A 16,967-nucleotide genomic window follows, 5' to 3' on the forward strand; every position below is an offset into this window, starting at 1 on the left:
GAGGACGGGGAGCACGCTCTCGGGGATCACGCTGCTCGTGCCGGTCTCGGGTCGGATCAGGGCGAGGGCCAATGCGAACGCGCCGATGATGCCGGCGCGTGCGGTCCAGGCGATGGGGAGGAAGCACACACCGATCAATGGCGTGGCGAGGGCGAGGACCCATGCGGCGGTGACGGCCCCGAAGACCCAGGCGAGTCCGAAGAGAGAAACCGCGACGAAGAAGGGCTTTTTCCAGCGGAACGGCAACACGTAATGGACGGGAAGCGAGGCCAGTGCAATCGCAACGAGCGACTGGAAGGCTCGGCCTTCGAGGTTGTATTGCTTGAAGAGGGCCAGGAATAGCCCGAGATGCGCAAGGATCGACAAGAACCGCCAGGGATCTCTCCGGCAGGATTCGGGTTCACCCAGGTATAGTCGGCTCAACTTCGCCCGTGCCACTAGGGACGGCTCATAATGACGATGAGGAACAGGCGCCAGGCCAGCCGCCGTTCCTCTCGAGATATCCATGCGCCATCCTTCCATGATGGTAAGCCGTCTCTCCATGATCACGTCCAGGTCCCGAAGGGCTGACTCCACTCGATGGGTCCTCTCACCTTGAATCGTGGCGAGAAGGTGAGTGAAGATCCTTGTTCGAAGTTCCTGGTCGCGCGTCCGAGTCTCAACGAGGCGGGATCATGGAAATTCTTTACGAATGACCCGACTCGGCCGGGAGGATCGGCAAAGTTTCGATCCGGGGGGGGCCGGTGAGCGGCGGATTCGCGAGTCGAGAGTGGCCGGCACATCCATGGTATGTTCCACTCCGAGGTTATTCAGCGTCACTCCGGGTGCGTTCGGCCCCGAGAAACCGGAAGTCGGCCGAATCTTGGCCGCGTTTACCCGAGTCGTGCTTCTTGCGGACAATTCCGATCGGCGAAATTGGTCACGCGAGTGTGATTTCGCGAAAAAAGGCGAAAGGGCCCGACGCTTGGCCGATCCCGTCTACACAACTCACTCGTGAGAAGGAGGTTATCAACCACGTCCCGAACGCAATTGCCAGATTGATTCTTCATGACTTGACATAAAAGAATGAGAGGCGTGGTTGCCTTAGGAGGGCCGGCTTCGTGGTTTTCGAGATCCTCGGAAATAATTCGGCCGAGCTGCGCATCGTATAGGTGGAGCCCGGATAGGGAGGGTCGTCGATGTCGGACATTCACGACCTCTCGCGGGACGGCCCGGTCGAGGTGTCGGAAGTGTCGAGCGGATTGGTCGACACCGCACGGGTCGCGGGCTTGTACGAGTCGCATGGCGAGGAACTGCGCCGATTCATCCTCGGGGTGACTCGCGACGTTGACACGACGAACGACGTCCTGCAGGCGACGTTCGTGAAGGCGGTCGAATCCGGCAACACCGCTCGCGTCGAGTCGTTCAAAGGTTGGCTCTTCCGGGTTGCATTTCATGAGGCGTTGGCGGCCAGGCGTCGGCAAGAGACGCGAGAGAACGGTCTCCGCCGGCTGGCCTCGCGCGGTGAGTCGAGCAGAGACCTTCCCGAGGACCGTCTGATCCGGAGCGAAGCGGTCGAGGAAGTTCGCCGGGCACTCCGTCAGCTACCCGACGAACAGGCGCGAGTCGTCCGGGCGCGGATCTATGAAGAAAAGCCGTTCGTGGAGATCGCCAGGGAGTTTGGTATACCGCTCGGGACGGTGCTGACCCGGATGCGTCTGGCCCTGGAAAAACTGAGGCGCAACTTGCGCCCGGGAGAGTGATGATGGCGCCCGACCCTCGGGGAGATCTCCTTTGGCTTGCCTTCCGGTATGTGGCGGTGGAGATGGACGCGGAGGAATCCGCCGCGTTCGAAGAACGGCTGGCGTATGACCAACTCGCCCGAGAGTCGGTCGCGGAGGCGGTGGCCCTGACCGAAGCCGTGCGTGTTGCGGGGACGACGTGGGGCGATCGACGAGTGTTCCGGCGATCGGTCGTCCGCAAGCGAGCGGCCGTCTTGCTTGCGGTGGCGGCCTCGCTCGCGATCGTCTCCCTCGTCGTCCCCTCGCCGAGTCCTTACAAGTCAAGTTCGACCGAGGCTGCGCGAAGGGGGGACGATGTAGCGGTCGCGCTCGCTTGGTCGGGCCTCCAGCAGCCGGGCCAGGAGGCGACCGTGGCCCATGGCGAATTGATGGCTTGGCTCGACGCCCCGATTGCACCTGGCGAGCCTGTCGCCGCCCCCCTCGATGATGACGACGCCGACGAGGACTCTCTGTCACCCTGGTTGCTCGAGGCCGCCTCAATCCCAGAGGGGACCGTGCCCGGCGGCCCCGGCACCCTGGAGAACTGACCCGTGCGTGCGATGGCTCTCTTGCTCTTGGCACACTTCATATTTGGGGACGGCTTCGCTTCGGCCGATCCCGAAAAGACGCCGGGGGGAGCCCCGTCGACGGTTCGAGCCAAGGCGGCCTCAAAGGACCGCGAGACCGCGGCACTCGAGTTCGTCCGGGAGCATCACCCCGAGCTCGCTACCCTCCTCGAGCAACTCAAACCGATGAAGCCCGAGGAGTATCGAAAGGCGATCGCCGACCTGTCGCAAGTCAGCACCTCTCTCGCAATCCTCAAGCAACGTGACCCGAGGCGTTACGAGATCGGCCTCGAGATCTGGAAGGCCAAATCTGAGGTCGAACTGCTCACGGCGAAGTGGGCGAGCACGCCATCTCTCGAACTCGAAGACCTACTCCGGAAGACACTCCGGCGCCAGGTCGAGCTCGAGATCCGACAGCAAGAGTTCGAGCAAGAGCAGCTCCGTACCCGGCTGAATAAGGTTGAAGACACACTTCAACGCCTTCGCACCGACCAGGATGAACGCATCGATTCACGGTTCCAGGCTCTGAGGAAAAAAGCCGAACGTGCGCGTCGACCCGACGGGGGCAAGCCTTCCCCTGCAAAGCGGTCGACCGCGAAGAAGGGGGAAAAGATCGCATGATTCACCCATTCCTCGGGATAAGTGCGGCCCTCGCCCTGATGGCCGCCTCATCAACCCTCGGCGCCGAGATGACCCGTGCTGTGCCCGAACGATTCGCGTCGCCCGAAGGGAGTGAGGTCCCTGACTTCCAACGTCACGTCCTGCCTCTCTTGGGACGGCTTGGTTGCAACACGCGTTCATGTCATGGCTCGTTCCAGGGGCGCGGCGACTTCCGGCTCTCGCTCTTCGGCTACGACTTCAAGACGGATCACGACGCATTGCTCAAGGATAAGTCCGGACGGGTCGTGCTTGATGATCCCGAGGCGAGCAAGATTCTTCAGAAGCCGACCCTTGCGTCCCCTCACAAGGGGGGGAAACGGCTTGAGAAAGACTCCTGGCAATATCAGCTGCTCGTCCGCTGGGTCGAAGCCGGCGCCAAGGGGGTGACGGCCCCGTCACGATTTGAGCGACTGGAAGTCATCCCGTCGGAAGTCGTGCTATCGAAGGCCGAAGAGACCGTCTCCCTCCGAGTGATCGCCTACTGGGCCGATGGTTCCCGGGAGGATGTCACCCCCCTGGCCCGCTTCCGAACCAATGACGAATCGGTGGCCGAGGTCGATGAGGCCGGCGTCGTCACCGCCAAGGAGCGGGGCGATACCAGCGTCGTCGTCTTCTACGACAACGGAGTGGCCATCGCCCAGGTCCTTCGTCCCGTTGCTTCCCATCCGGGCACCGGGACAGTCGAGGCCGAGCCGGCCGCGACGAAGGTCGACGAGCTCATCCAGAACAAACTTCGCAAGCTCGGGATCGTCCCTTCGGAGGTCTGCACCGACAGCGAATTTCTCCGACGACTCAGCCTCGACATGACCGGGACCTTGCCCACGCCCGAGGAGGTTGAAGCCTTCGTCGCCGACGTCTCGCCGGGAAAGCGGGAGAAAAAGACTGAGGAGCTCTTGGCCCGCCCCACTTATGCGGCGTGGTGGACCAACCTGTTCTGCGACTTCACGGGGAACGCGCCTCGCAACCTGAACCTCCAGCAAGGGACGACCGACCAACCCACACGTTTCTGGTACGAGTGGATCTATCGGCGAATCAAGGAGAATTACCCCTACAATGAGATCGTCTCGGGGATCGTCCTGGCGACCAGCCGCAAGCCCGGCCAGTCCTATGAGGAATTCGCCAAGGAAGAGAGTCTCTACCATCGCGAGAAGGATCCGGCCGATTTCAGTCGTCGTGAGACAATGCCTTATTTCTGGGCTCGCGGAAACGTCCGCCGACCCGAGGAGAAAGCCCTCGCGTTCAGCTATACATTCCTGGGCGTCCGCCTCGAATGTGCCCAATGCCACAAGCATCCGTTCGATCAATGGACCCAGGACGACCTCCGCCAATTCACCGCGTTCTTCCAGCCCATCAGTGTTGGCCTTGGCCCCGAGAAGGAGACGCGCGAAGTCGCCCAGAAGATCGACGCGGAGCTTGGTTTGAAGCCGGGCCTAAGTAATCTCGAACGGAACAAGATCCTGGCGACGGCCATCAAAGTTGGGACGACCGTCTCCTGGCGGGAGGTCTTCATCGCCCCGGCGGCGAAAGCGCCCAAGTCCGTCTCGCCCAAGAACACCAAGCCGGCCAAGACAGGTCGCGTGATCACGCCCAAGCTCCTGGGAGGTGAGGAAGTTTCGATCGTGGATCGAAACGACCCCCGTACTCCCTTGATGGAGTGGTTGGCGTCGACCGACAACCCCTACTTCGCCCGTGCCTTCGTGAATCGTGTCTGGGACATCTACTTCGGCTCGGGGATCATCAATCCCCCCGACGACATGAACCTGGCCAACCCACCGAGCAATCCCGCACTCCTGGACTATCTCGCGGAAGGCTTCGTCTCACATGGCTACGACATGCAGTGGCTCCACCGCGAGATCACTACCAGCCGGGCGTACCAAAGAAGCTGGCGGCCGAATGACACCAACGAGCTCGACGAGCGCAACTTTAGCCGGGCGCTCATCCGACGGCTTCCCGCCGAAGTGTTGATCGACGCCGTATCGCAGGCGACGGCTTCGACGGCAGACCTCCGCAACAAATCGAGGATGGCCGACGAACGAGCGATCGGCCCGAGGGGTTCACCCGGAATTCGCCCCGTGGCCCGGAGGGAGTATGCGGCCAAGGTCTTCGGCCGCGCGTCCCGTGAAACGAATTGCGATTGCAGCCGGTCGAACGAGCCCAACTTACTCCAGTCGATCTACCTCCAGAACGATCAGGAACTGCTCAGTGCGATCACACGACCTCAAGGGTGGGTCGCGGAGACCGTGGGGAGTTACCTCAGGGCGAAAGCGATCACTGCGGCCAATGCCAAGGCCCGGATCAAGGCTCCCGACCCTCGACTAATCCAAGCGCGGGCGAAGAAGATCGCCTCCCAGGAAACGCAGACCCGGCAGGCTCGGGATACAAAAGATACATCCACTCGATCCGATGTCCTCGAGGCCCGCCCTGCGACGCTGCGGACCGACCTTCGTGCGATGGAACCTCGGGCCGGAGGGGACGCCGAGGATTTACAACCTCAGACGTTCGACGTCGATGGTGCGATCCACGAGGCCTATCTCCGCACCGTGAGCCGGAAGCCCAATCCCGAGGAACTCGAGTTGGCCCGCGATTACTTCGCTCGCTCGGCCGACGAGTCGAAGGGGCTTCGTGATCTGCTCTGGGCCTTGCTCAACACAAAAGAATTTATGACAAATCATTGATTCACGTCCGTGTGAGATCGTCATGATTTCCTCTAGGAGCCGGGCACACTTTGCCAGTCGAGTTGCCGCGTCGCGGCGCCGGAAGGCTTCAGGCCAATCCCTTGATAAAGGAGTGACCGAGCATGGCGGTGAACCGATATTGCGACGGCAGCTCTCGCCGTGACTTCCTCAAGGTCGGGGCCCTTGGCCTCACGGGGATGAACCTCTCGGGTTACCTTCGGCTGGCGGAGGCGGGCGAGATTCGCGGGGGGTCGGCGACTTCGGCGATCTTCATCAACCTCGGCGGCGGCCCGTCCCACATCGACACGTTCGACCTGAAGCCGGACGCGCCGGAGGAGTATCGCGGGGAGTTCCGCCCGATCGCGACGAATACGCCCGGCGTCGAGATTTGCGAGCATCTGCCGATGCTGGCCCGGTGCGCCGACAAGTTCGCGATCCTCCGAGGCGTGAGCCACAGCCTGGCGGCACACGACTTCGGCACCAAATACATGAACACGGGGAATCGGCCGATTTCTTCCCTCGAGTACCCCGGGTTCGGCTCGGTCGTTACGAAGGAGCTGGGTGGTCCCGCGGACCTTCCCCCATTCGTGGCGATCCCGCACACGCCGCAGGTGCCCGGACATCTCGGTGTCGAGTATGCCCCGTTCAGCACGACCAGCGTCCCTCGTGCCGGGAAACCGTACTCGGTCCGGGGGATCGCGCTTGGGCAGGGCCTGACCGTCGAGGATGTCGAGGCGCGTCGCGATCTGCTGAAGGGTCTCGACCGCGCGTTCCAAGGCTTCGAGCGGAGGAGCGACCTGGTCAATGGGCTCGACAAGTTCTCGGCCAGGGCCCACGACATCATCCGATCGCCTCGGGCGCGGTCGGCCTTCGACGTCAGCAAGGAGTCCCCGGCCATCGCCGGGCTCTTCATCGACAAGCCGTTGGCGCAGAGCTGCCTGCTCGCCGAGCGGTTGGTGGAGGCAGGCGTTCGGTTCGTGAGCCTCTCGGTCGGCGGCTGGGATACGCACAGTCAGAACTTCCGGGCCCTCCAGGACCGGTTGCTCCCCGAACTCGATAACGCCCTCGCCGGGCTCTTCAACTCGCTCGAGATGAAGGGTCTCCTCGAGACGACCACCATCTTTGTGACGGGCGAGTTCGGCCGCACTCCGAAGATCAACCGTACCGCCGGTCGTGATCACTTCCCCCGCGCGATGTTCGTGCTGCTGGGCGGGGGCGGAATTCGTGGTGGGCAGGTCGTCGGGGCGAGCGATGCCAAGGCGATGGGCCCGGCATCCGGGGATGGGATCTCACCCGACGACGTCGCCGCCACCTTCTATCGGACCCTGGGGATCGACCCCCAGAAGGAGTACCGCACAAATACGGGACGACCGGTGGCCATCGCACGATACGGCAACCCGATCTCGCAATTGATCTCGTGAAGATGCGGGATTGTGGCGACGAGCCGCGCCGAGAGATTCGAGACCCGTCGCCTCTGCACGACTTTCGTGACGTTTCTAGTCGCAAGAGGCCGAAGGACCGACTGGTCATTTCTTGAACGATTCTTGTTCGACGTGGACGTCGATGGTATTTTTATACGATCCAAGGGTTAGGCAGGATCTGCAGCGTACAAATCCTCCGCCGCGTCCACGTTGGCAAGCTCAAAGCGAAATGCAGCCGAGTAGTCTCCCAAGTCTGATGCGGCATTGGGCAGCGGCGCTATTTGTGCTCCTGGTCGGGGGTCTGACCGTCCCCCGATCCGCCGATGCCGGCTGCGGAAGGGTCGTGGCTGGCCACGCGACGGAGGCTCTGTCTGAGCTCGAGCGGTTCGCTCCCGAGATCGGGACACGCCTGGCCTCGCGCGAGCCCCACGCTCCTCTCGACCTTCCGAAGCCCCCCAGCCGTTGCTCCGGTGGGTCGTGCTCCTCGACGCCGGTCGTCCCCGCGAATACTGCATCGTCCCGATTGCCCGAGCTCTCCGACTGGGCTCTCCTGGGGCAACCCGTGCCTCTGCCTGGGGTCAAGTCGTCGACGACCCCGAAGCTCGACCGGCCGGAAAAGCCTCAGAATGACCCTCTCACCATCTTCCACCCACCCCGTGCCTCGGCTTTCGACTGGAGCTGCCTTCGGGCAAGCGGGATTTTCCCAAACCCGGCGAAAGTTGGGCTATTTCTTTAGATAGCCGAATGCTCTGTCGCTGTGTCCGACGTCGTTGCCGACGCTGGCCCCTTGGTGCGAGGTTCCCAGGCACAGACTCGGCGTGCGGGTCAGACTTTATACGCTCCTTCATTCCGACGACATTCCCTCCTCGCGACACGCGTGGCGACCGCGGTCGTTCGGCCGCGGCGATCGACTCAAGTCTGGGCGAAACGGCCCGAAGACCCTCGTCCTTCCGCCCGGTGTTGCCGAGATCAACTCACCTCTATTCATCCTTTATTCGATAGACGAGGCTGCCTTTCATGAGTGAACTGGTCAACACGCGGCGCGAGATCCCCCCACCCGATGGACCTCGCCGGTTTCGAAGCTCTCTGGATCAATTGGCCCGGCAAGAGTCGGATTTGGAGCAGGCCGTCCAGCAGGCCCTGTCGACGGACGCTGTCGAGCCGAGGACGCTTGCGACCCTCCTCGCCAAACAGTCGTCGATCGCTAATCGACGCCTCACGCTCCTCACGCAATGGGTTTCGGCTCTCGACCGTCGGATCGGCGAATTGGGAGCCGACTCGGAGACGCACTCCGGACAGATTGTCGAGCACGAGCAAGCCTTGCGAATGGTCTGCGACATGCTCAAGGATATGGACGACCCTTACGGATTCGGGCTGAGCCTCGACGAACGGATTGCCGGCAACGGCAGCGACCCGTTCGCCGATTAATCGCACTCGGCTCCGTCAGGTTCGTCGCGAATCGACTCGAACCCGTCCTTGCAGGTGAATATCTCCAAACGATGGATTCTTTGGGGACGCGTCTCGCGCGGAGCAACCCGCTCCGCTCGGGACATTCCTCGGCGAACCAGGCCGCGCTAGGCCCGGGTGCCGAGGAACCCGAATGCCGCTCAGGCATTGGCCTCGTCGATCAGGCGCCGAAGGGTCTTGAGATGACGAGGGATGGCGACCATCGGGTCTTCGGCCGCCTCATACTCCAGGACGACATAGCCTGAGTATTTGGCGTCGCGAAGGACTCCGATGACCTTGGCAAGGTCGGCGAGCTCTTTCGGCTTCCCTTTGCGACTGATCTCGGTCTTCACCTGAACGTTCACGGCGTAAGGTGCGATCTCCGCGAGTTCGGCGTAGGGATCATCACCATGGAAGTTGCCCGTGTCGAGGTTGACCCCGAAGTTGGGCGCGGCAACGGCCCTGACCAGCTTGAGGATTTGAGCGGGCGTTGCCGTGATCCCGCCATGGTTCTCGAGGGCCAGAGTCACGCCTCGCTCGGCCGCGTAAGGGAGCGCCGCCTTCATGCCCGCGATCGCGCGTTCCACGGCCTTCGCCTCGTCATCCCCTTTGGCGACGTTCCCCGCGAAGATCCGGATGACCGGCGCATCCAACTCGGCTGCGTGGTCGATCCAGGTCCTAACGTTTGCAAATTCCTTCTCACGTGTCGGACCGTCGGGGACGCAGAAGTTGTTGCCGACCGAGGTCCCCGACACGTCGAGGCCGAGGGTGAAGGCGTGCTGCTTCAGGCGATGGAGATAGTCGTTGTCGAATTGGGTCGGGAAGTAGTATGACGTGAGCTCGACGCCGTCGAGCCCCATGTCGGCGCCGAGGTTGACGAAGTCGAAGAGGTCCATCTTGGGCGACTTGCCCTGGAGTTGGTCTCGGTATGAATAAGCGGCGAGGCTAAGCTTGAGATGGCTCGGCCGGTTTCGGGCGATGGGGCCGATCGCCCTCGCCATGCGGGGGAGGCCGACGGAGCCGGAGAGTCCGGCCAGGGTCAAGGTCCCGAGGAATCTGCGACGGGTCGTCGGATCCATACAAAATCGCCTTTCACTTCCAGAGGTCAGGGCCGGGCGATGCATCGGGCCCGATCATAGCGCGACGGGAAGTGCTCCGCTACCTCCGGTGAGAGATTCTCCTCGCGGCAAGGCGTGCGGTGCAAAATCGGCGAATACTTTCCCGGACAAGACCGTCGTCGGCACTCATTTGTAGAAATTGGAGTTCGCCTTCTTGGCCCTCGTGTGATAGAATGCGTTCGTTGGAAACATCGAAGGGTTTCACCCCACCGGCTTGAGGCCGAGATCCTACCTCGCGAGCCTTCTGCCCGTTGGTCTCTTTGCGCTGACTCTTTCTTCCGTCTCCGGCTTAAACCGGGGCGGTACCCCTGGCGCGACAAGGCCGACATCCATGCAAGCCGCGTCCGTGCTCGGACGACCAATTTGGGTTGTCCCGTCCGCGCCACAAGTCGGGGTAACAAGGAGCTCAGTTTGCAGACGACGACGACAGTGTCCCCCGTGTCTGAAGGTTTCTCCCGCCTTGGAGTTGGCGAACTCACCCTGAAGGCCCTGGCCCGAAGCGGATTCAAAGAGCCCAGCCCGATCCAGGAACAAATGATCGCGCAAGCGATCGCGGGGCGTGACTGCCTCGGCAATGCCCCGACCGGGACGGGCAAGACGGCCGCATTCCTGGTCCCGATCCTCGAGCAGATCGACGAGCGGGACCGCAGGCCTCAGGCGTTGATCTTGGCCCCGACCCGCGAGTTGGTCGTCCAGATCTGTCGCGAGTTCGAGAAGTTGTCGTACGGGCGTCGCTCCCGTGCCGTGGCGGTCGTCGGCGGCGAGTCGATCATCCGCCAGCAGCGTTTGCTCGGCTCCGGTTGCCAGCTCGTGGTCGCCACGCCGGGCCGGTTGATGGACCTCATGGCCCGTCACGCCATCCGGCTCGACAAGGTCCGGATCGCCGTGCTCGACGAGGCCGACCAGATGCTCGACATCGGGTTCCGCCCGGCGGTCGAGACGATCCTCAAGGCGATCCCGGACGGCCGGCAGACGTTGCTGCTCTCCGCGACGATGCCCCCCGAAGTCCGCGATCTCGCCCACACGTATCTGGTCGATCCGGTCGACGTCCGCCTCATTCGCGAGAACGAGGACGCGACGATCCCCGCGATCAAGCAAGCGTACATCATGGTCGGCGCCGAGCGTAAGTTCGAGCTGCTGGTCAAGCTCCTCCGTCGTGAAGAGTCGAAGCGAGCGATCGTCTTCTGCCGGACGAAGCGAGGGGCCGACCGCGTCGGTGACCTGCTCCGCTCCGAAGGCGTCCTCGCCGACACGATGCACGGGAATCTCAGCCAGGCCCAGCGGAACCGGGTGCTCCAGGCCTTCCGGTCCGGACGCCTCACGACCCTGGTCGCGACCGACGTCGTCGGCCGTGGGATCGACGTCCGCGGCGTCTCGCACGTCGTGAACTTCGACCTCCCCGAGGATCCGACGCACTACGTCCACCGGATCGGCCGGACCGGCCGCATGGGGAGCGATGGCGTCGCCTTCTCGCTCGTGCTGCCCGACCAGGGCAAGCTGCTCGATCAGATCGAGCGCTGCATCTCGCGAGAGCTCGACTGCGACGAGGTGGAAGGGGTCCCGACGATTCCCCGCCCCATCTTCCGTCACAACTCGCGACCCGGCTCGGGTCCCCGTCGTGGTCCGGCTCGCGGTGGTCGTTTCCCGAAGCGAGGTGTTTCCTCGCATCAGGGACTTCGCCGCCGTCGCGATCGCGAAGCCCAGGGCGCCAGCCGGTCCTGAGCTCGGAGAGTTCCGGGTGACGGAGTTCTCCGTCACCTAGACTCGTCTCATTGCTTCAACCGCGATTGATGGAAAAGCCCGGCCTTCATTCGGCCGGGTTTTTCATGCGCCGAGTTTTGCAAAGTCGTGCATTCCCTCGCGCCGGTATCTCCCGCGTGGGGGATGATCCCACCCACTTCTTCCACCACCAGACGACCCCGGATCAACTCTAACAAGCCCGAAGCGCAATCGAGTGAATCTTGCTCCATACCTATGGAAACAATCACTCGCTCGCATTTCAGGCTTGACTCGGCGTGAAGCCCGATTGTTCACCGCGTCGCATCCTCGATTTCGAACCGACGGTTGGAGCGACAAGTCGGAATTAGACGATCCGAGGCCCGGCGGCATGCACGCCGGGTCCGACGTTGTGAAACCGCCGGAAATTCTCGCGGAACCGGAGGGCGAGGCGAGCCGCTTCGGCGTCGTACGCTTTGGGGTCTGGCCAGGCGGAGCGTGGGTTGAGGATTTCGGCGGGGACGCCCGGGCAAGTGGTCGGCGACTCGAATCCGAAGATCGGGTCGATGATTCCCGGGGTGTGGTCGAGGGCGCCACTCATGATTGCGTCGACAAGTGCCCTTGTCGAGGAGAGGGCGATCCGACGGCCTTGGCCGAATCCGCCGCCGGTCCATCCGGTATTGAGGAGCCAGGCCGAGACCTGATGTTGCCGCATCTTGGTACCGAGGAGGTCGGCATATCGGCTCGGAGGCAAGGTCATGAACGGGGCGCCGAAACAGGTACTGAAGACCGCCGAAGGTTCGACTCCGAGTCCCCGTTCCGTGCCCGCCACCTTGGCGGTGTAGCCCGAGAGGAAGTGGTACAACGCTTGGTCGAGGTTGAGCCGAGCGACCGGGGGAAGGACCCCGAACGCATCACACGTCAGGAAAATAATCCGGCGCGGATGGGGACCTCGACCGCCGGGCACGTGGTTGGGGATGTAATCGATCGGGTAGGCCGCGCGCGTGTTCTCCGTCAGCGTCGCGTCGAGGAAGTCCGGGACTCGGGTCGTCTCATCGATGACCACATTCTCGAGAACGCTCCCGAAACGGAGTGCGTCGAAGATCTCGGGCTCGTCCCGGCGGTCGAGACGGATGCACTTGGCATAGCAGCCGCCTTCGATATTGAAGACGCCGTCGTCGCCCCAGCCGTGCTCGTCGTCGCCGATCAGCGAACGCCTGGGATCGGCCGAAAGGGTCGTCTTGCCCGTCCCCGAGAGTCCGAAGAAAAGCGCGACGTCTCCACCCTCCCCGACGTTGGCGGAGCAGTGCATCGATAGCACCCCGCGCATCGGGAGTAAGTAATTCAGGATCGTGAAGACCGATTTCTTGATCTCGCCCGCGTATTCCGTCCCGCCGATCAAGACGATCTTGCGAGCGAAATCAACCAGGATGAAAACCTCGGTGCGCGTCCCATCGCGCCCGGGGATGGCCTGAAACCCGGGCGCGGCGACGATGGTGAATTCGGGTAAGTGGCCGCTCCGCTCCTCGGTCGTCGGCCGGACAAAGAGTTGGTGAGCGAAGAGGGCATGCGAGGCACGTTCGCAGACCACTCGAATCGGCAACCGATGGGCCGGGTCGTTCCCGGCGAAGAGATCTTCGATCCAGACCTCGCGACCTCGGAGATATTCGAGGACTCGCTCCAGGAGTCCATCAAACCGTTCCGGATTGAACGGTTGATTGACCTCGCCCCAGTCGATCGAAGCTTCGCTGCTCGGCTCTCGGACGACGAACTTGTCTTTCGGGGATCGGCCGGTGTACTTCCCCGTCTGGAAGACGAATGCGCCGCGGTTGGAAAGCACTCCCTCGCCGCGTCGGAGAGCATGCTCGGTCAGCATCGCCGGTGGGACGTTCCGGTGCCTCGGCTGCGGACCGTCGAGGCCAATCTCTTTGGGAGCACTCCGGCCCTGGTCCTGCGCCGGCGGTCGGTCGGAAGAGAGTTCCATGCGGCCGACTCCCTCGATTCTCGAACCCGGGCCGAAGCCTCCCGCTCCGGACCCTCTCCTCACGTATTCTTCGTAACATGGTCAATGCCCAACCGGCAAGGGCTTGCGAGGCTTGGCTTTTTGGCATCACCGTGCGGAGTGGGATGGGACGAAGCCCAACCACGCATGCGGAAGACAGGCGTCGATTGAAACGAAATCAGGGAGGAAGTCGACCGATCCGAAGGGCGACGAGCTCATTTCATCGCAGGGCGAGGGCGAGCTTACGCATACCCTCTCGGATTCGTGTCGGCGAATGGGCCGCGTAGCCGAGGAGCAGCCCGTTGCGGGCGATCGGCTCGACGGTATACGAGCTCAACGGAGGGGCCACGACTCCAAGTGCGGCGGCCTTACGGGCCGCGTCCCGGTCGTCGATGTGGTCGGGGAGCCATCCCATGACCTGGAGCCCGGTCTCGGACGGGATGACTTCGAGTAGCCCGCCCAACTCGCTCGAGGCGGCCTCGACGAGGGCAGCCTGCCGCTCGGCATAGAGCGAACGCATTCGGCGGATGTAACGGAGGAAGTGCCCCTCGTTGAGGAAGTCGGCGAGGACCGCCTGCGGGTGCGTCGGCGGGGGCCCGCCCGTCAGCGCCAGTGCGGAGACGAAGGCGGTCACGAGGGAGGGCGGAACGACGAGGTAGGAAATCCGGAGTGCGGGGAAGAGGACCTTGCTGAAAGTCCCCATGTAGATGACCCGACCCTGCCGGTCGAGCCCCTGCAATGAGGCGAGCGGACGTCCCTTGTATCGGAACTCGCTGTCGTAATCATCTTCGAGAATCCACGCGTTGGCGCGACAGGCCCAGCCGAGGAGCTCGAGCCTCCTCGCGAGGCTCAGTGCGACCCCGAGCGGATACTGGTGCGAGGGCGTGACATAAGCGAGTCGCGCCTCGGGAGCGCGCCTGACCCCTTCGGTGACGATCATCCCTTCGCCATCGATCGGGACGGGGATGAGTCGGGCACCTGCGCCGATGAGTGCCCCTCGGGCACCGACGAATCCCGGATCCTCGATCCAGGCGGAGTCCTCGGGATCGAGCAGCACGCGCGAGGCGAGGTCGAGGGCCTGCTGGGTCCCCGCCGCGACGATCACATGGTCGGGGTCGCACTCGACGGCCCGGGCCGACCTCAGGTGCGCGGCGATGGCCTCGCGAAATGGCCGGTATCCGGCCGGGTCGCCGTAGCCGAGGAGGTCGGCGGTCGACTCGCGCCAGTGTCGGGCCGAGAGCGACGCCCAGACGTCGAGCGGGAGCGTATCCATGGCCGGCACGCCGGGTCGGAAGGGTTGGGGCGTGGCCCCTCCTCGAACGACCCAAGCGGGGGTGCTCGCGAGGAGCCCTCCCCGTTTCGAGGGCTCCCCCGCGCAATCCGTCGGTCCGCGCCTGGGCATCTGCCCCGACGTGACGAGCAGCGCGTCCTCGGGGAGGATTCGGGTCACGTAAGTCCCGGAGCCGATCTTCCCTTCCAGATATCCTTCGGCAAGAAGTTGTTCATAGGCGTTCAGGATCGTGTTGCGCGAGACGCCGAGCTCGCCGGAGAGCGTCCGGCTCGCCGGCAGCCGGTCCCCGGCCTTCAACACGCCGGAAAGGATCCTGGAGCGGAGCCCTTCGTAGACCTGGCGGAATAGCGGCACGGGCGACGACGCGTCGAGCGGGATCACCATCAGCGAGACGAGGGGGGTGCCCTTGGCCATGAACGACGCAGCTCCTCGAGAGGGGGCGAATGGCACCTTCAACATCCCCCATAATGGATCTTGTCGCAAGACCAATTCGCTTTACGATGTGTAAGCGTCCGTGGAAGTCTCGCGCCGACCCCGCCTCGGGGAAGGCGGGACGCCCCTCCACATCCAAGCATCTCGATCCGAGGTGTTTGCACGCTGCCGGGTGTGCGACCCGACCCCGATATTCATGAAATCTACAAAACAACTTTACTTTGTAGTAATTTTATCCGCATATTATTTTATTTAGGAGCCACTGGGTCTCCGCCTTCGTCGACGACGTCCAGGGGAGTCGAGACATGTCTTTCCTCAAGCGGGCGATGCTCGCGATCTTGCCGCTCGTCGCCGTCCCCGCGTTGCACGGTTGCAGCGACCAGGACCCGGGGCAGCCGCCGATGGGCTCGATCTCGGGCCCTTCCAAGAATGCCGACAAGGAGCTCCAGCTCCCCAAGAGATTGCCGAAGCGACCACACTGATCGTCGCAAGGCGGGCCGCCGCCCCTCCGTCATCGAGGAGGGCCACGACGTCGACGGCTTTCCGCCGGCGGCCTGGCCTTGCGCATCGTCAGCCATCTTCCGCCGGCCGGCACCGAGGGCCCGCGGGCCCGAACCCGATTGTGAAGGTCCCCCCTGCACCGTTTCGCCGATGTCGCCCTCATCCGTCCCGAATTCGACACGCCGAGGTTCCCTGATGCGTTCCCTCCGTCAACTCGCCGCAACGCGGCGCGCATTCACGCTGATCGAGCTCCTGGTCGTGATCGCGATCATCGCGGTCTTGATCGCCCTGCTGCTCCCCGCGGTCCAGGCGGCCCGCGAGGCCGCCCGACGGGCCCAATGCACGAACAACCTCAAGCAACTCGGACTCGCGCTGGCCAACTACGAGAGCAGCAATGGCTGCTACCCGATGGCGGCCTTCGCCCAGGTACGACCGGACAACGGCAGCCCGGACCAGGGCATGAGCTGTTTCGGGGCCTTGCTCCAGTACATGGAACAGGCGCCGTTGTATGCGGCCTATAATACGAACATGGCCTACCGGAACGACTACAACGCAACGGTCTCGGGCGTCGGCCTCAACACCCTGTGGTGCCCGAGTGACACCGCGATCGCCGGTGTGATTTATACCGAGGCTCCCACGCACGGGAAGAAATTGCCCCAGAACTTCGCCTTCTCCAGCTACGCCGGCTGCTACGGCCAGTGGGCGTCGATCATCTCGAACCCGAGCGCCTCGCTCCAGCAGCAGAACGGCGCGATCGTCTCCAACGGCGTCAGCCCCCGTTGGGCGCCCGGCCTCAGCCGAGGTGGCGTGGTCACGATCGCCACGGTGACCGACGGCACGAGCAACACGATCGCGTTCAGCGAGCACGCCCACGGCCTGCTCAGCAAGACCGATAGCAACCAGTCCTTCTACAAGTGGAACTGGTGGATCTCGGGCAATTACGGCGACACGGCGTTCACGGTCTTCTACCCGATCAATGTGCAGAAGAAGACCCAGGACTGGGGCAACGCCGCGGGCGGTGGGGCGTACACCGAAGGAGGCGCGTTCCTCAACGCCGCGACCAGCTTCCACCCCGGTGGGGCCAACTTCGCCTTCTGCGACGGCTCCGTCCACTTCCTCAAGGACAGCATCTCGACCTGGACCCTTGATTCCACGGGTACGCCGCTCGGGGCCGCACAGGATTCGTCGACTCTGGTCTGGTCGGTCACCAATCCGTCGTTGTATCGTCCAGGAGTCTACCAGGCCCTCGGGTCCACGAACGGTGGCGAGGTCATCAGCGCCGACGCTTATTGATCAGTGGACATAACCGCTCGCGGGAGCCTCCATGGGGACCTCCCGCGAGGGGCGGCCGGTCGATCCTGGCCCGAGGATCTCGCGGA

The 16,967-nt window shown here is 63.5% G+C and carries 12 protein-coding genes and 1 pseudogene; 9 read left to right on the top strand and 4 right to left on the bottom strand.

Annotation, left to right across the window (positions count from 1 at the left end; all coding sequences use genetic code 11):
- Window positions 1-366 (bottom strand): annotated as a pseudogene (locus ACYOEI_RS03310) (hypothetical protein); the annotation flags it as partial.
- An 812-nt stretch (window positions 367-1,178) separates the two neighbouring features.
- Here ACYOEI_RS03310 and ACYOEI_RS03315 point away from each other — a divergent pair.
- The 6 genes from ACYOEI_RS03315 to ACYOEI_RS03340 all read left to right on the top strand — a co-directional run bounded on the left by ACYOEI_RS03315 (window position 1,179) and on the right by ACYOEI_RS03340 (window position 8,510).
- Window positions 1,179-1,742 carry an RNA polymerase sigma factor gene (locus tag ACYOEI_RS03315; RefSeq protein ID WP_462847870.1) on the top strand — a complete coding sequence of 188 codons (564 nt, stop codon included), beginning with the start codon at window positions 1,179-1,181 and terminating at the stop codon, window positions 1,740-1,742.
- A complete protein-coding gene (locus ACYOEI_RS03320; protein WP_462847871.1) occupies window positions 1,742-2,308 on the top strand; it encodes a transposase in 567 nt (188 codons plus the stop codon). Before ACYOEI_RS03315 ends, ACYOEI_RS03320 begins: the two co-directional genes overlap by 1 nt.
- 12 nt (window positions 2,309-2,320) lie before the next feature.
- Window positions 2,321-2,947: a hypothetical protein gene (locus ACYOEI_RS03325; RefSeq protein WP_462848527.1), complete on the top strand. Its 627-nt coding sequence runs from the start codon at window positions 2,321-2,323 to the stop codon at window positions 2,945-2,947.
- Entirely contained in the window at window positions 2,944-5,661 is a 2,718-nt protein-coding gene (locus ACYOEI_RS03330; protein WP_462847872.1) for a DUF1549 domain-containing protein, read from the top strand. Before ACYOEI_RS03325 ends, ACYOEI_RS03330 begins: the two co-directional genes overlap by 4 nt.
- A 122-nt stretch (window positions 5,662-5,783) precedes the next feature.
- A complete protein-coding gene (locus ACYOEI_RS03335; RefSeq protein ID WP_462847873.1) occupies window positions 5,784-7,082 on the top strand; it encodes a DUF1501 domain-containing protein in 1,299 nt (432 codons plus the stop codon).
- 1,017 nt (window positions 7,083-8,099) lie between these two features.
- Complete coding sequence (locus ACYOEI_RS03340) at window positions 8,100-8,510, top strand: hypothetical protein (RefSeq protein ID WP_462847874.1); 411 nt, start codon at window positions 8,100-8,102, stop codon at window positions 8,508-8,510.
- Window positions 8,511-8,689: 179 nt separating this feature from the next.
- Here the strand turns inward: ACYOEI_RS03340 and ACYOEI_RS03345 are convergent, their stop codons facing one another.
- Window positions 8,690-9,607: a sugar phosphate isomerase/epimerase family protein gene (locus tag ACYOEI_RS03345; protein ID WP_462847875.1), complete on the bottom strand. Its 918-nt coding sequence runs from the start codon at window positions 9,605-9,607 to the stop codon at window positions 8,690-8,692.
- Window positions 9,608-10,057: 450 nt separating this feature from the next.
- Between ACYOEI_RS03345 and ACYOEI_RS03350 the strand changes: the two genes are divergently transcribed.
- A complete protein-coding gene (locus ACYOEI_RS03350; protein ID WP_462847876.1) occupies window positions 10,058-11,368 on the top strand; it encodes a DEAD/DEAH box helicase in 1,311 nt (436 codons plus the stop codon).
- Window positions 11,369-11,729: 361 nt separating this feature from the next.
- Here the strand turns inward: ACYOEI_RS03350 and pckA are convergent, their stop codons facing one another.
- Together pckA and pdxR are read right to left on the bottom strand one after the other, a co-directional pair.
- Window positions 11,730-13,346, bottom strand: a complete 1,617-nt coding sequence (pckA, locus tag ACYOEI_RS03355) for a phosphoenolpyruvate carboxykinase (ATP) (RefSeq protein ID WP_462847877.1) — start codon at window positions 13,344-13,346, stop codon at window positions 11,730-11,732.
- A 238-nt stretch (window positions 13,347-13,584) separates the two neighbouring features.
- Window positions 13,585-15,069, bottom strand: coding sequence for a MocR-like pyridoxine biosynthesis transcription factor PdxR (gene pdxR, locus ACYOEI_RS03360; RefSeq protein WP_462847878.1), 1,485 nt, complete (start codon window positions 15,067-15,069; stop codon window positions 13,585-13,587).
- Between the two features lie 323 nt (window positions 15,070-15,392).
- Here pdxR and ACYOEI_RS03365 point away from each other — a divergent pair, with 323 nt between their 5' ends.
- Window positions 15,393-15,569: a hypothetical protein gene (locus ACYOEI_RS03365; protein WP_462847880.1), complete on the top strand. Its 177-nt coding sequence runs from the start codon at window positions 15,393-15,395 to the stop codon at window positions 15,567-15,569.
- Between the two features lie 214 nt (window positions 15,570-15,783).
- Complete coding sequence (locus tag ACYOEI_RS03370) at window positions 15,784-16,881, top strand: DUF1559 family PulG-like putative transporter (RefSeq protein WP_462847881.1); 1,098 nt, start codon at window positions 15,784-15,786, stop codon at window positions 16,879-16,881.
- Window positions 16,882-16,967: the final 86 nt, after the last annotated feature.

The organism is Singulisphaera rosea, from assembly GCF_054877945.1.